General features: G+C 48.7%; 11 protein-coding genes. 10 read left to right on the top strand and 1 reads right to left on the bottom strand.

All coding sequences use genetic code 11. The features are described from left to right. Nucleotides 1-18 precede the first annotated feature (18 nt). Together PGL02S_RS26725 and PGL02S_RS26720 are read left to right on the top strand one after the other, a co-directional pair. Entirely contained in the window at nt 19-327 is a 309-nt protein-coding gene (locus tag PGL02S_RS26725; protein WP_051449079.1) for a winged helix-turn-helix transcriptional regulator, read from the top strand. Between the two features lie 373 nt (nt 328-700). Further along, nucleotides 701-2,722 carry a bifunctional diguanylate cyclase/phosphodiesterase gene (locus tag PGL02S_RS26720; RefSeq protein ID WP_036636454.1) on the top strand — a complete coding sequence of 674 codons (2,022 nt, stop codon included), beginning with the start codon at nt 701-703 and terminating at the stop codon, nt 2,720-2,722. Between the two features lie 126 nt (nt 2,723-2,848). Here PGL02S_RS26720 and splB read toward each other — a convergent pair whose 3' ends face one another. Beyond that, nucleotides 2,849-3,874: a spore photoproduct lyase gene (splB, locus tag PGL02S_RS26715; protein WP_006207735.1), complete on the bottom strand. Its 1,026-nt coding sequence runs from the start codon at nt 3,872-3,874 to the stop codon at nt 2,849-2,851. Nucleotides 3,875-4,089: 215 nt separating this feature from the next. On the opposite strand from splB, the gene PGL02S_RS26710 reads away from it, so the two are divergent. The 8 genes from PGL02S_RS26710 to PGL02S_RS26675 all read left to right on the top strand — a co-directional run bounded on the left by PGL02S_RS26710 (nt 4,090) and on the right by PGL02S_RS26675 (nt 15,517). Beyond that, complete coding sequence (locus tag PGL02S_RS26710) at nt 4,090-5,100, top strand: LacI family DNA-binding transcriptional regulator (RefSeq protein ID WP_006207736.1); 1,011 nt, start codon at nt 4,090-4,092, stop codon at nt 5,098-5,100. A gap of 146 nt (nt 5,101-5,246) precedes the next feature. Then, nucleotides 5,247-7,577, top strand: a complete 2,331-nt coding sequence (locus tag PGL02S_RS26705; RefSeq protein WP_036636458.1) for a glycoside hydrolase family 65 protein — start codon at nt 5,247-5,249, stop codon at nt 7,575-7,577. A 20-nt stretch (nt 7,578-7,597) separates the two neighbouring features. Further along, on the top strand, nt 7,598-8,893 hold the full coding sequence (locus tag PGL02S_RS26700) for an ABC transporter substrate-binding protein (RefSeq protein ID WP_036636461.1): 1,296 nt from the start codon (nt 7,598-7,600) through the stop codon (nt 8,891-8,893). A 57-nt stretch (nt 8,894-8,950) separates the two neighbouring features. After that, complete coding sequence (locus PGL02S_RS26695) at nt 8,951-9,847, top strand: carbohydrate ABC transporter permease (protein ID WP_228029896.1); 897 nt, start codon at nt 8,951-8,953, stop codon at nt 9,845-9,847. Nucleotides 9,848-9,861: 14 nt separating this feature from the next. Then, nucleotides 9,862-10,701 (top strand): carbohydrate ABC transporter permease, encoded by an 840-nt coding sequence (locus tag PGL02S_RS26690; protein ID WP_006207740.1) that lies wholly within the window; start codon nt 9,862-9,864, stop codon nt 10,699-10,701. 26 nt (nt 10,702-10,727) lie between these two features. Then, nucleotides 10,728-12,959 (top strand): alpha-L-rhamnosidase-related protein, encoded by a 2,232-nt coding sequence (locus PGL02S_RS26685; protein ID WP_036636467.1) that lies wholly within the window; start codon nt 10,728-10,730, stop codon nt 12,957-12,959. Between the two features lie 1,071 nt (nt 12,960-14,030). Beyond that, a complete protein-coding gene (locus PGL02S_RS26680; protein WP_006207743.1) occupies nt 14,031-14,885 on the top strand; it encodes a sensor histidine kinase in 855 nt (284 codons plus the stop codon). Continuing rightward, nucleotides 14,864-15,517: a response regulator gene (locus PGL02S_RS26675; RefSeq protein ID WP_036636469.1), complete on the top strand. Its 654-nt coding sequence runs from the start codon at nt 14,864-14,866 to the stop codon at nt 15,515-15,517. The genes PGL02S_RS26680 and PGL02S_RS26675 overlap by 22 nt, the downstream gene beginning before the upstream one ends. Nucleotides 15,518-15,763 lie beyond the last annotated feature (246 nt).

The following is a 15,763-nucleotide window of genomic DNA, read 5'->3' as shown; positions in this document are numbered from 1 at the left end:
ATTCCGTCTGAAGCGACGATGGATGTGATCGGTGGCAAATGGAAGGTCATTGTGCTGTGCCACTTAAGTTATGGTCCCAAGCGAACGAGCGAAATTAAAAAGCAGATGCCGGACATTACGCAGAAGATGTTGACCCAGACTCTTCGGGAGCTGGAGGAAGATGGGATCATTACTCGAACGGTCTTTAATCAAGTGCCGCCGAAGGTAGTATACGAGCTGAGTGAATTAGGAGACTCGCTGCAGCCGATCCTGGATCAAATCTGCGACTGGGGCGAGAAGTATTTGAATGAAAAAACGAAGGTAAGCACCCTTGAGGGCAATATATAAGAGCAAGCTGCGGACCGAACTATGGCGTTCCGCAGTTTTTTTTATTTTTTAGCTGTAACCACTTTATTTTCCATTATTTCTAAAGTAATAGAGGGAATACCCAGAGATTTGTTGAATAACTAGTTCTTTAGACTCAATTCATATTTTGCTGCTTTTGAACGATACCGAGCTTGTCGAGAAATTGAATAGTTCACTTGGTTATCATGGAATAGGATGCGGGGGCAGGGAGGCTGTAATAAATAATCAGAGTTTGGCGTTTTCCCGGTACGAACAGGTTTGAGATACGGAATGAAACAGGAACGTTGTCCGACAGGAAACGTATGATCATCATAGGACTTAAGAATTAGTTGAAAAAGGAGTGTGCACAGCTCAGATGGACGGCAGCTATAATTTTTATATTGTTGGGCTTTCAATCGTGATTGCTATACTTGCTTCATATTCCGCTTTAAATATTACGTCCAAGATTTCAGATGCGAACGGCAAATCCAGGTTCTTTTGGCTTTTTGGCGGCGCAATGGTGATGGGGAGCGGAATTTGGTCGATGCATTTTGTTGGCATGCTGGCCCTGCATATGAATATGAACGTGAAGTATGATGTTGTTCTGACGATCATGTCAATGCTGGCGAGTGTGGTCTCCTCCTTCATCGCTTTTTACATTACCATGCCCAGAGACATCAACTGGTTCAAAATCGCCATCGGTGGTTTGATTATGGGCAGCGGAATCGTGACCATGCATTACATGGGGATGGAAGCCATGATTATGCACGCGGAAATAAGCTATGACCCGGGCATTTGGGTATTGTCTGCCATCATTGCACTGGCTGCATCTTATGCAGCGTTAATATTGTTTCTCCGCTTTCGCAATCATTCCAAGTCCAGCTTCCTGAAGTGGGGCTCCGCGGTCATTATGGGATTTGCCGTATGCGGGATGCACTATACAGGAATGATGGCTGCGCGGTTCGAGCCTCATTCCGGCATGATCACTCAGCATGAGCCGCAGTCTGTGGATCTCTTTCTGTTGTACTGTGTGACGATTACGATTTTTGCGATTCTGTTGATTTCGTGGGGGGCCATGTTCTTTGACCGGCATGTGCTGGAAAAGCTGGCCTATCAGGATACGATTACGGGTTTGCCTAACCGCAATGAAATGAACCGCTTCTTCGAAAGTAATTCCGAAACGGAGAAGATCAGTGTTTTATTTCTGGATCTGGATCAATTTAAAGCCATCAACGATACACTCGGTCATCATGTTGGGGATATGCTCGTTCAGGAGGTGGGGAATCGACTGCGTCAATTCATTCAAGGCTACCAGCAGGTATTCCGAATCGGCGGAGACGAATTTCTCATCATTTTGAAGCAAAGCGATCCGATGTATGCCCAGCGGCTGGCTGAAGATATTCTGCAAAAAATTAAAAACGTATACTTTATCGATGGCAATGAATTGTACGTTACGGGAAGCATCGGAATCAGCATCGGCTCTGTCCATAGCTCGGACAGGTCCACGCTGCTGAAGAATGCGGATACGGCGATGTATAAGGCGAAGGGACTCGGCAAGAATCAGCAATGCCTCTACACCGAGGAGATGGGCGTTCAAGAGGTCCGCAAAATGGAATTGGAGAAGGATTTGCAGAGAGCGCTTGAGCTTAAGGAATTTTTCATCGTCTATCAGCCGAAATGGAATGTGAAAAGCAACCGGTTGGTCGGGTTTGAAGCGTTGATTCGCTGGAATCATCCCCGCTTGGGTGTAATATCGCCGCTTGAATTTATTCCGATTGCCGAAGAGACGGGGCTCATTATACCGATGACCCGATGGACGCTTGAGGAGGCTTGCAAGCAGTGCAGGGCATGGAAGGATAGAGGAATCGTTCAGCCCGTCTCGGTGAACTTGTCCATTCGGCTGTTTCACGGCGATAATCTGCTGGAGCTTGTTCGGAATGTGCTGGACAAGGCGGAGCTGGACCCGCATCTGTTAGAGCTTGAGATTACAGAGTCCATGGTGCTGCACGATGTGAACGACATTATTCGACAGCTTGAGAACATCAGAGCTTTAGGGGTTAAAGTGTCCATGGATGATTTCGGAACCGGTTATTCCTCGATCGGGCTGCTCGATCGGATTCCGATCGATGCACTGAAGCTGGACCGCCTCTTCACCAACGATTTAGATACGCCCAGCAAACGGGCGATTATCAACGCCATCGTTCTCATGGCAGAGAATTTGAATCTGGATGTGATTGCCGAGGGTGTGGAAAATAAAGAGCATATCGACTTTCTGACCGGACTCGGCTGTCATGTCATGCAGGGGTATTATTACGGCAAACCGATGGATATTGATGAGATTGATGTCTGGATGTACGAGCAAGATCACAAGGCCGAAACAATCGAGGTTATGGGATAGAGGAAGGTCTTAGATTAACGAAAGATGAATAGAAACATATCGGAAAATAACGGGCACCGTGAGGTGTCCGTTATCATGTTGAGCGGAGAATAAAGTTTCGGATCAGGGCTGGGTGCGTGTACCCGATTACACGAAATACGCAATTTCCGCTTTTGGAAAATATTCCTTGATTCCCTTTTCGAACAGCTGCTGGAATTCTTCAACGGTCTCTGCTTTATAGACATATTTAAATTTTCCGTATCTTCCCCATTTAAGCTGCCGGTCTTCTTCTTCCATGTCCAGCTTGGTTTTCGGATAACGCTTCAAAATGGTGTTTTTGGCTGTTTTGGTAAACCGATGTTGAATGAGTTCAAATGTTAGATCCTTTACCTCTACGTGGCTTAACCGCTCGTGAAGCTTCTCTAGCAGATGCCAATAGCCCTCTTGCCATCCGTCATACTTGACAATCGGAGCGATGATGAAACCCAGCGGATATCCGGCTTCCGCAATTTTGCCCGCTGCTTCGATCCGTTCTTCAAAGGAAGAGGTTCCGGGCTCGAAATACCGAATGACATAATCGGAATTGATGGAGAATCGGACCCGGGTATGTCCGCCGTGCTCGACGTTCAGCAAGGAATCAATGTTGGCGAATTTGGTCACGAATCGGAGCCGTCCATGTTCTTGCTTAGCCATGAATTCAATGTAATATGCCAGTGCTCCGGTCAGATGCTCCAGGGAGACGGGATCGCCGGTACAAGCCGCCTCGAACCGGGTAATTTCCGGTGAACGTTCTGTGATATACTGCTTCGCCCGATCCAGAATTTCATCCAGATTGACGTAAATCCGAACATAAGGCTTCGAGCTCATAGTAGTTTGGAGGTAGCAGTAATGACAATGTCCTGCACATCCCGTGGTAAGCGGGATGGCATACTCTGCAGATGGCTTGGACGTATCAAATTCCAGAGTTTTTCGAATCCCGACAACGAGGGTGCGCTTAGCGTTGCGGTATTTTTCAGTTTCGGTCTCCCCCGGAATGCCGGTTACCCGATTATGGGAAGTGGTCATTTTGATGGGAGTGCCTAACTCTTCAAACCATGCATGAAGCTTTTTGCCAAGCGGATACTCCAAAGCGGCCGGCTCGAAAAAGACCAGTTCCGGGTCAAAACGCTCCAATTGAATTCCTCCCATACTAGTAATAAATCCAGGTATAGGATTTGCAATGGAAGATGCGATCATGCATCCACAGAGCCCCGATAAGGCTGAAATCATTTACACTTTTTGTATGATATTGAACCGTTTTTTCCTTCCTAATTTATCCGTTTTGTTGCTATTTTACTGGTAACGGATACAATAGTATGTGAATCTAACGAATGGTAGTGGTGATATAAATGGTGTCAATCAAAGATGTGGCCAAGCTGGCGAATGTATCGATTTCAGCCGTTTCCAAGACTCTGAACGGCTATTCCGATGTAAGCGAAACCACCAAAGAAAAGGTTATGAAGGCTGCGCAGGAGCTGAACTATTTCCCGAATCGCCTTGCCAAAAACCTTAAGCACAAGGTCACCAAGACCATTGCGCTGATCATATCGAACTTTGAACAGGCAAACGGCAAGGATGGCGTTATGTTCCAAATCATGACCGGCGTCTATGCGGCAGCACAGCATTATCAATATGAAGTGGTGATCTATACGCGTAGTTTGTCTGAACAGCAGGATAAATCGTACTGGCAGTTCTGTAAGGAAAACAAAATTGCCGGCGTTGTGATTTCCGGACTACGTACAACGGATCCATATTTTGACGAGCTGGTGAACAGTGAGTTTCCATGCATGGTAGTGGATGCAGACATTGTCGGTCCCCATACCGGATCGGTCATTACGGACAACGTAGGCGCCGCCAGAAAAGCCGTGGAGTATCTAATTGATAAAGGGCACCGTGAGATCGGTATGATCAATGGGCACAATTTTGCAGCGGTTAGCGTGCAGCGTCTTCAGGGATACCGGGAAGCACTTGAAGAGGCGGGACTCGTATATGATCCGAAGCGGGTAATCGAAGCGGATTTCAGTGAACAAGTAGCGTATGAGGCTACCGAGCCGTACTTGGAGAGGCATCCGAATCTGACCGCAGTTTTTATATCCAGTGATCTGATGGCCATCGGATTTATGACGCGCTGCCGCGAGCTGAACATTAGAATTCCGGAGGATATCTCCATCATGGGCTTTGACGATATCGTACTCTCCAGTTATACGACTCCCAGATTGTCAACGGTCAGGCAGGACTTCACAAGAATCGGCTATTCGGCATTTGAGGAAGTCATCAAGATGCTGGAAAATCAAACGCCAGGATATCACAAAATTCTTTCTTTCGAAATTGTTGACAGAGAGACAATAATGGTGCAATAATGTTATCGAAAACGTTTTCGTGTGAAGAAAGCTTTTATTTTAGGCTCATTTCGAAATCGTTTTCGGTATTTTTTTAGCAGTATCGAAAACGATTTAGGTATCGCTTACAGAAAATAGAGAAAAAACAGTTGGAGAGGATGACAACCATGCTGAGTTACAACGAGGTACAGTCTGAAGATTTGAAGAAATGGTCATTTGCCGAGGTGCAATTCAATCCGCTGGCTTTAGGCAAGTGTGAAGCGATTATGTCGCTTGGGAATGGATATATGGGTCTCCGATCAGCTGCGGAAGAGTCGTATATCGGGGAGAAGAGAAACCTGTTCGTTAACGGCACATTTAATAAATTCGATGAATTCGAGGTGACGGAGCTTCCGAATACGGCGGATATTACGCGACTTGACATCCGGATAGACGGTACAAGGTTCTCGCTGGAGCTGGGAACGGTGACCGAGTATGAGCGAATGCTGAACATTCGCGATGCAGAGCTCGTGCGAAGTTTTATCTGGGAATACGAGGGCAAGAAAATCCGATTTGAGTTCAGGCGCTTTGTCTCATTAGCCAAGCTGCACCAGATCGGTTTGAAGGTTAGCATAACTCCTCTGAACGAGGGCATAACACTGGTAATTAACTCCGGTATCGACGGGCAGGTCAGCAACAGCGGCAGTCAGCATTTCCACGAGGGTGAGAAGCGGATTTACGATAAAACCTTCCTTGAGCTGATTCAGACGACAACCGAGTCCAAGGTGGATTTCGTCCATGGTGCGGCGCATCGACTCCGGTTAAATCAACAAGAGATTGATACAGCCCCCAAGATGGATATCGATCGTCGTAAAGTGGCCGTATCCTATGCATTTGATGTAGCGGCGGGCGATTGTCTCGAATTCGAGAAGATGGCAACCGTATTCACAAGCCGTGACCGTGAATTTGCTGAAGGAACCAGCCTTGACGATATTCGGCAGCATGCACTGGCTGAATTGAAAGCGTTCCATTCTGCTGGTTACGATCCGCTTTTTGCAGAACATCAATTAGCCTGGAGCAAGGTTTGGGAGCAATACAACGTATCCATTCAATCTTCGAACTCCTTCGATCAGCTGGCTGTCCGGTTTGCCATATATCATCTGGTGATCATGACACCGGCACATGACCGGCGAATGGGCATCGGCGCCAAGGGGCTCAGCGGAGAGGGATACAAGGGTCATTCCTTCTGGGATACGGAAATTTTCATCCTGCCATTCTACATCTATACCCATCCCGAGGTCGCCCGCTCTTTGCTGGAGTATCGCTATCTCGGTCTGGAAGGCGCCAGAGCAAAAGCGGTTGAGAACGGCTTCACAGGGGCGATGTATCCTTGGGAGGCCGCTTGGCCAAGCGATGGCGAAGTCACGCCGGAGTGGGGACAGGTGGATATCGTAACCGGCAAGCAGATTAAGATTTGGTCCGGTTTCATAGAACAGCATATTACATCCGACATTGCTTATGCGGTATGGCACTATTACAAAGCGACAGGCGATCAGGACTTTATGGACCGATACGGCTACGAGATGATATTTGATACCGCTAAATTCTGGGCCAGCCGTCTGGAGTGGAACGAAGCCAAGGGTGTATATGAAATCAATGAGGTAGTGGGCCCGGATGAGTACAAGGAGCATGTGGACAATAACGCATTCACGAATTATATGGCTTCCTTTAATATTCGACTGGCTATGGAATACTATCACAGTCTCCAAGATTCGAATGCTGACTTGTTCCAATCGCTGAACGGGAAGCTGGAACTGGAGGAAGCTATGAATGAGTGGCAGAGCAAGATTGAGCAAATCTATTTGCCACAGCCAAACCAGGACGGGATTATCCCGCAGGATGACACGTACTTACAGAAGAAACTCATCGATTTAACACCATATAAGTTGCAGAGCAAGGTAGGCAGCATCTTCGACGACTATAACCTGGATCAGGTTGGGGAAATGCAGGTATCCAAGCAGGCTGATATTATGATGCTGTTCTTTCTGCTGGAGGATCAATTCACGCCAGAAGTGAAGCGAGCGAATTATGACTACTATGAGCCGAAAACGCTTCATGATTCCTCCCTCTCCATGTCAACGCACAGCATTCTGGCGAATGACTTTGGTGATCGGGATCTGGCCTATCAGCTGTTTGAACGGGCTTCGCAAATCGATCTGGGGCCGTACATGTATTCTTCTGATGCCGGTATTCACTCCGCTTCACTTGGCGGCATATGGGAATGCGTCGTGCTGGGGTTCGCAGGGGTCCGCATGCTTGGCGGAGAGCTGCATATGAATCCGAATCTGCCCAAGGCATGGGATGAGCTTTCCTTCCCGCTGTACTGGCAGGGGCAGCGTTTGGAGGTCCATATCAACCGGGAGACCTTGACGCTGACCGCAAATTCGGATCAGGAAGTGCAGCTGGTCATTCACGGCAACCCTATCAAGTTCTCAACAGAGCTTCAAATCCAATATTGAACATTCAGGAGGGTCATTCAATGAAAAAGAATTGGAAATGGTCAACAATGCTTAGTATGGTCATCATCGCGGCTTTGGCATTATCCGCTTGCGGCGGTAAGAGCGGGGATTCTGGCAACGAGGCTGCAGGCGAGAAGGTCAACCTGACTTTTACCGTATGGGGGGATGTGAACGCCAGCGCGAATGAGCAGAAGCTTGCTGATGAATTCAATAAAGCTCACCCGGATATTCAGGTGAAATTCGAGCCGATTCCAAGTGAAGGCTATGGCACGAAATTGACAACTTCACTTGCAGCCGGACAAGCACCCGACGTGTTCCTGATCGGCGAAGGCGATTACTTCAAATATGTTGAAAAAGGTGTTGTGGAACCGCTCGATGACTACTTGAGCAAGGATAGTGATTTCAGTCTGGATATATTCCAGAAGGATCTGATCGACAATATGAACATCAACGGCAAGCAGTACTATCTGCCGAAGGATTTCAATCCGCTGGCGCTCTGGTACAACAAACGCATGTTTGATGAAGCTGGCCTGGAATACCCGTCCAATGACTGGACATGGGACCAATTGATCGAAACTTCCAAGAAACTGACCAAGAAGGAAGGCAATAAATATACCGAATTCGGCTTCAATGCCGGCAAGTGGGAATATCCGATTTACACGTACCTCTGGGATCATGGAACAGATATAGCGAATGAAGATGGAACGCAAGCCGAAGGGTTCATGAACGGTGAGAAGACGGTAGCCGCTATTGAAAAATATGTGGCGCTGTCGCAAGGCGAAGACCGCGTATCGCCTACGCCTCAGGATGCCGAGACGCTTGGCGGTGACTCCTCTATGTTCATGACGGATAAATTAGCCATGATGGTAACAGGCCGCTGGGTGAAGACGGACCTGGACAAATCGGACGTGGAATACGGCTCAGCCCTGATTCCGACCGGCGAGGACGGAACACGCACCAGCATTATCGCTAGTGCAGGTTGGGCGATCAATGCGAACGGCAAACACAAACAGGAAGCTTATGAGCTGTTGAAATGGTTGTCTGGTACCGAAGCCCAGAAGCTTCGCTCCGAGAACGGCAAGGTTCTTCCAGCAACCGTAACGGAACTGGAAGAAGTGAAAGCTAACGAAGTTGCGGACAAGCCGGTTATTGAAATGATGGATTATGCGAAGAAGCCAGTCACCTTGCGTTCTACCCATGGCCCGATTTTTGTTGAGGAATTCACCAAAGCCATGGAGAAGATTTTGCTGAAGCAGCAGGATGTGAAAGGCGCTTTGGATGAAGCCGCGAAAAACGTGGATAGCAAAATCAAGTAAAAATGACAGGTGAAGCGCATAATCATGCGCTTCACCTGCTTCATCAAGGAGGCTGTTATGCGAAAGTCAAAATCGGATTGGGCCGGCTACTTGTACATCATGCCATGGCTTCTGGGACTTCTGCTGTTTACGATTGGCCCGATGCTGTTCTCACTGCTGCTAGCCTTTAGCAAGTGGGACATCATCACGGGCGTGCAATCGATCGAGTGGGTTGGGCTGGACAACTTCAAGGCGATTTTCCATGACGAATTGTTCTATCAATCGCTCAAGGTAACCTTTATATTTGCACTGATATCGGTGCCGCTCTACCAAATCGTGTCCTTGTTGATAGCGGTGCTGCTCAATATGCGCAGCCGCGGCATGAACGTATTCCGCTTGATTTATTTCATGCCGTCCGTCATTCCAGCCGTTGCCGTATCGATGATGTGGGTGATGATCTTCAATCCCGAATACGGGATATTGAACAAAGCGCTTGGATGGTTCGGCATCCAGGGCCCGGCTTGGCTCCAAGACCCGTCCTATGCGCTCGGAGCACTCATTGTAATGGGAATCTGGGGTGTCGGCAATACCATCATTATTTATCTGTCCGGCTTGCAAAGCGTACCGGAGGATATGCATGAAGCAGCCGAACTGGACGGTGCCGGACGTATCCGGAGGTTCTTCAGCATCACGCTGCCGATGATATCGCCAACGGTATTCTTCAACCTGATCATGGGGATTATCGGCGGGTTCCAATACTTCACCCAAGCTTTTGTCATGACCAACGGAGGTCCGCTCAATTCTACATTGTTCTATAACCTGTATCTTTATAACAAGGCGTTTCAGGATTATGAGATGGGTTATGCCTCGGCATTATCCTGGATCTTGTTTGTCATCATTCTTGTATTTACTCTGATTGTCATTCGAAGCTCGTCCATGTGGGTGTATTACCAGGGCGACGATGATAAGGATTAAAGGAGGCGTCATTCATGAATCAATCTGCCAAGCGTATCAGCCTGCCGCATATCCTGTCCATGCTGGCGCTCATTACCGGGGCTCTTATCGTCATTGTGCCGTTACTGTGGACCTTCTTCACCTCACTGAAATCACCGGCCGAGGTGTTCAAAGATAACTTCTTCCCGACCGTGTGGCATTGGACCAACTACCGGGATGCCGTGCAGGCCGTACCATTCTTCAAGTTCCTGGGCAACACCGTCATGATTCTGATTCCGGTCTTAATCGGAACCGTATTATCTTCGGCCATCTGTGCTTACGGATTCGCAAGATTTAACTTCAAAGGCAAACGAACGCTGTTCCTGGTGCTGCTGGCAACGATGATGCTGCCTTCCCAGGTTACGATGATTCCGATGTTCATTATGTTTAAGGAGATCGGTTGGGTGGATACCTTCCTGCCGCTGATCATTCCTGCGTTTTTTGGTGGCGGAGCCTTTAATATATTTCTGATCCGCCAGTTCATGCGCGGCATTCCCCGGGACCTGGACGAGTCCGCCTTTGTGGATGGAGCCAACCGGTTCCAGATCTTTACCCGGATTGTTCTGCCGCTGTCGGTGGCACCGCTGATTGCTGTATCGATCTTTACCTTCATGGGCGTCTGGAATGATTTTCAGGGACCGCTCATCTATCTGAACTCCAGTGATAAATATACGCTGGCACTGGGTCTTTCCATGTTTAAGGGATTGTATAACGTCGAATGGAACATGCTGATGGCGGCTACGATTCTGATTATGCTGCCGGCATTAATCGTATTTTTCCTGGCACAAAAATATTTCATCGAAGGCATATCCATCTCCTCAGCGATTAAAGGTTGATCGGATGGATGCCATAGGAGGCTGACATGCAGGGTACATCAGGATTAAATAGCAGACACCCCTTCAATCTATACTATAACGCCGGTGAGTATATGAAAATCTGCGGAACCCAGGATGGCTATTTCCCGGATTTCGGACACCATGTCGCTAACGAGATGGGCGGTGTATGGCTTCACCCGATCAAGCTGCTGGATGGCTTCTGGCTGAGAATCACGGACATCGACCGCAACATTTCGGTTTGGTCCCGCTCGGACAGCTTCACGAGTGAGCCTTGGGGCAGCCGGTTCCAATACGATCATGGCCTTGGCCATATTCCGGTCCGGCTGGAGCGTGTTCAGTTCGCCCCTGAGCTGGAAAAAGGAATGGTGGCCGATTACCAGCTGCTGTCCTATGGAAAAGGAACCACGCGGCTGAAGCTGGAGCTGCTGGCTCGTACCGATCTTCGTCCCGTTTGGTTCTCCGATGAAATCGGCATTATAGACGGCGAACAGGATGAAGTCATCCTGTCTTCCGAACGAACCGTTGCGGTGAAGGACAGCGCCCATGACTGGTATGTCCAGATCGGTACGGATTTACCGGGGACCGAGGTAGAGACGGGAGCCTCCGTGTACGGGCCGGAGTTTACGGCCGGAAACGGGACGGGTGTCGTCTTCCGGAGCGGAGTGATCGAGCTTCAGGAGAAGGAGACACTGCAATTCCGTTTGTTTGTTGCCGGTTCCTACGAATCTCAGGAGGAGAGTGCAGCGGTATATAACAAGCTTGTCTCTTCGCATGAGGAGCTTCTTCAGAAGAAGAAGGCACTGTATGAAGTAGTGGAGAACCGCGCGAAGCTGGAAATCGCCGGTGAGGATCTGCTGAATGAAGCCTTTAAATGGGCCAAGTGGAACAATCAGTGGCTGGTGCAGAAGGTGGATGGAATTGGACGCGGCTTAACTGCCGGGGGACCTACCTATCCGTGGTGGTTTGGATGCGACAATACGTACTCCCTTCAAGGCGTGCTTGCTATCGGGGATGCACAGCTGGCGAATGATACGCTGAATCTTCTGCTGCAAAAATCGGAGGAAGCCAACGGCAACGGCAGAATCGTGCATGAGATCACGACCATGGGCGCCGTATCGAACCCGGGGAATACCCAGGAGACGGCTCATTATATCGCTTTTGTATGGGAGCTGTTCCGCTGGACGGGAGATGAAGAGCTGCTGCAGCGCCATTACCGCTATTGCGTGAAGGGTATCGATTGGCTTCTGCAAGAAATGGATCCGGACGGGGACCTGTTCCCTTCGGGTTATGGCATCATTGAGATTGCAGGCCTTAACATGGAACTGATCGACAGTGCGGTGTATACCGCGCAGGCTCTGCAGGCCATGGTGGACATGAGCAGGTATCTGGGCGAGGAAGAGAACGCGAAGAAGTATAATGAGCTTGCAGACCGGGCAGTACGCGCCATTAACGAAGTGTACTGGTGCGAGTCGGAAGGTTTGTACGCAGATGCGGTTGCTTCGAGAAGCGATATAGAACCGAAGGTCGATTATATGGTTTCCCTGGCGGAGAAGGAAGGGATTCAGGGATATCGCGAGTACCTGGAGAAGATGTTAACGGAAGCCAAAGATGCGAAGGCTGACCGTGGATGGCTGCTTAACAAGAACTGGGTCATCGTGACGCCGATGGAGACCCGAATCGCCGATCCGGAGAAGGCCGAGCGGGCGCTTGAAACTATGCGTTCCGACATCTTCATTGGAGAGTACGGCACCTATCTTGCAGGGATCTATAAGCAAGGCACCATGACGATCTCGACGGGTGTTCATGCGGTAGCGGAAGCGGCCAACGGCCATCCGGACGAGGCGCTGGCACTGCTGCGCAGAATGCTGGGGTCCTTCTCGAAAGTGCTCCCGGGCTCTTTTTCCGAGATGTCCCCGGATTACGGCTGCGTGGTACAGGCATGGACGCTGTATGCCCTCACGGTTCCGGTTATCCGCCACTTCTTCGGCGTGACGCCAAGTGCGCATGCGAAGACGGTCCATATCAAGCCTCAGCTTCCAACCTCGTGGTCGGATCGTGAGTGCAGCTTGAGCAATCTCAAGATAGGTGAAGCCGAGCTGGATATCTCTATTGCACCGCAGCAAGCGGGAGCTGGACGGATCGTGACCGTTCGCAATCCTCAGGGCTGGAACATTGTCGTTGAGCTGGACGGTCAACGCCTTGAGAGCACAGAAACATTTATCAACTGGGCAGTGGAAGCAGCAGAGGTTCAGGCGTAAGTGACCATAGAATGTCCGTCCATGGGCGGTTTTGCCCGGATGGATGCAGATACACATTATAGAAGGGATCCCTTATACCGTGTAAAACGGATGAGGGATCTTTTTCGTTCCCCTCAAATGGAAAGTCCTCTCCGAAATCTGTGATAAACTCGTTATTTCCAACTACAGAACTTATAGAGGCGATTCAAAGACTAACAGACATGGTTCGGGACAACACTCAGATTCGGGGTTTGTGTGGGACGGGATGAACCGGCTGGGTGAGGGAGGGATTGACTAGGAACTGGAATTCACTCATTGCTGGCAACGAGCGGCATGATGCTGACTAAAGCGGGTGCCGTATTGAAAATATGGCGTGGAAAATAAATAAAAGAGCAATATAATCAGTGTTCTTTTATTGCATTTATTCCCTTATTAACCAAATCGAGGTGGATGTCATATGACAATATTGATGACAACGCACACTATTGGTGTCACCGGATCTTGCATTATATTTAGGAGACATAAGGCGCCTAGCTTTGGATACGAAACATGATTTCAATCGATGGATAACAAGTAAGGTCATAGCGAGTACATTGGGGTGATGTATGACTATTAATCTGAAAATAGAAGACGTTTGTATTCAGCTAGGAATTGACATCCATAAATTCAAACTGGAAGAAGCTCCTCAAGAGAAGAAGAAACCCGAAAGCACTTCCCCTGACCCTGAGTAATCTGCACGATGCGGCACGAATACTTGGTAAACACCTTACATCACGCCAACAACGGATCAATGTCACATGACAATTTGATGACAGCACTCACTATTTGTCGAACGACCCTTCCATTATATTAAATGATATGTGTTCGGTACAACGATGAAAAACATCATTAATACATAGAAAGAGGTGTTTGTTTCGGAAGATGGGGGAACTAATGGAAGGTATGCTTGGCAGTAATATGCAAGGCCATGAAAACAGACCTTCTGACAGGAGGTCTGTTTTCACCATTCGTTTTGTCCATTACGGGATGAATCTTTTGATTTCATAGTGCAGGGAAGTGCTGCATCTGATATAGAGCAGCAAGTCGATCAGCGTGCTCTACTTGGAGAGCAAGCTGTCACGAAGCGTATTTACACCACAGCGGCTGGATGTACTGAAGCTGCTGGGCTCGCAATGCGCCATCTCGATTGCTAATGCTAAGTTATATACCGGAATCCAATATTTGAAGGAGAATCTGGAGCAGCAAGTGGAGGAGAGAACGCGAAGCCTGGAGCGCTCGATGCGGGAAACATCCGCTGCATTGGCAGAGGCCTCTGTCTATGAGGAGCGGAATCGCATTGCTCAAGAAATTCATGATATTGTTGGGCACACGCTTACGTCGACGATTCTGCAGATTGAAGCCGGAAAGAGGCTGCTCTATAAGGACATGCAGGGCGGTGTTCAGCGGCTGAATGAGGCACAGGATCTGGTTCGGCACAGCCTGAATGAAATACGGGGCTCCGTGCACATGTTGAAGGAGGACAAGTATGCAGACCTTGCCAACATGCTCCACGAGCTGATCCGGGACACGGAGCGAAATACGGGCGTCATCATTCATGCGGCTATCCACGATCTGCCCGAGTGGCTATCCACGGCTTACAAGAAGACGATCTATCATGCGCTGCAGGAGGGCTTGACTAACGGAATCCGTCATGGGGGAAGCAAGGAATTTCATTTTAGCCTGATGCCTGTGGGAGATAGGCTGGAGTTCAGGCTTCAGGATTATGGCATTGGAGCTCGCATGATTGTGATGGGTTTTGGACTGAAAGCGATGAGAGAACGTGTTGAACAACTGGGAGGCAGCTTGTCGGTCGATTCCAGACCTGGACAGGGTTGTATGCTGTGGATTGATTTGCCTTACCAAATGCAATGGATTGGGGAAAAGGAATGGAAAAAATCACGATTGTAGTTGCTGATGACCAGCTGTTAACACGGGAAGGCCTTCGGACGATTCTGGATCTGGAAGATGACATGGAGGTGGTCGGTGCAGCCAAGAACGGAGAAGAAGCTTGCGAAATGGTGGAGACACTCCGTCCCAGGCTCGTGCTGCTCGATATTCAAATGCCCGTCATGGACGGCATTCAAGCCCTGAAGCACATTAAGCAGAGCCATCCGGATATTTATATTCTCATTCTGACTACGTTTATTGAGACGGATTACATTGTAGAAGGAATGGCGCATGGAGCGAACGGTTATATGTTGAAGGATATGGATGCAGATAAAATGATTGCCTCGATCCGTGATACGGTCGCGGGCCAATTTATCCTTCCTGCTCCGGTTGCAGCCAAATTGGCGGCAAGGATGAGCAAAATGACGGAGGGCCATCCTGTGATGCGGAGAAACCGGCTGGATCGAATCCGATTGACCGATAGGGAAGAGGGATTGGCAAGACTGATGGTCCAGGGGCTGAACAACCGGGAAATCGCAGATATGCTGCACATCGCCGAAGGTACTGCCCGTAATTATATTAGTAATCTCTACAGCAAATTGGAAGTGGTGGATCGGGCACAGGCGATCGTCCGGCTGCAAGCGATGCTGTAATAATCGAGTGGTGATGAATAATGGTAAATGGTAGCCCGATGGACTTTCAATTTGAGAGTGTGTCGGGTTTTTTTGGCGATAGTTTCTTTACTTCATCCTGGAAATGTTAGTAAGTTATCATTCAATATGAAAATTAATTTTATAATAAATTTAGATTGGTCTGAGCGCTTGTCATTATTTCTCGGGAAATAGCGATTGCTGGCGGAATGTCCGAAATATATAGTAGTTTCAGCAGCTTAAAAAGGA

The organism is Paenibacillus glucanolyticus NBRC 15330, assembly GCF_004000885.1.
In the GTDB taxonomy this organism is placed as follows: domain Bacteria; phylum Bacillota; class Bacilli; order Paenibacillales; family Paenibacillaceae; genus Paenibacillus_AQ; species Paenibacillus_AQ glucanolyticus.
Note: the sequence above shows the minus strand (reverse complement) of the source record. Positions and strands in the feature narration are given on the sequence as shown.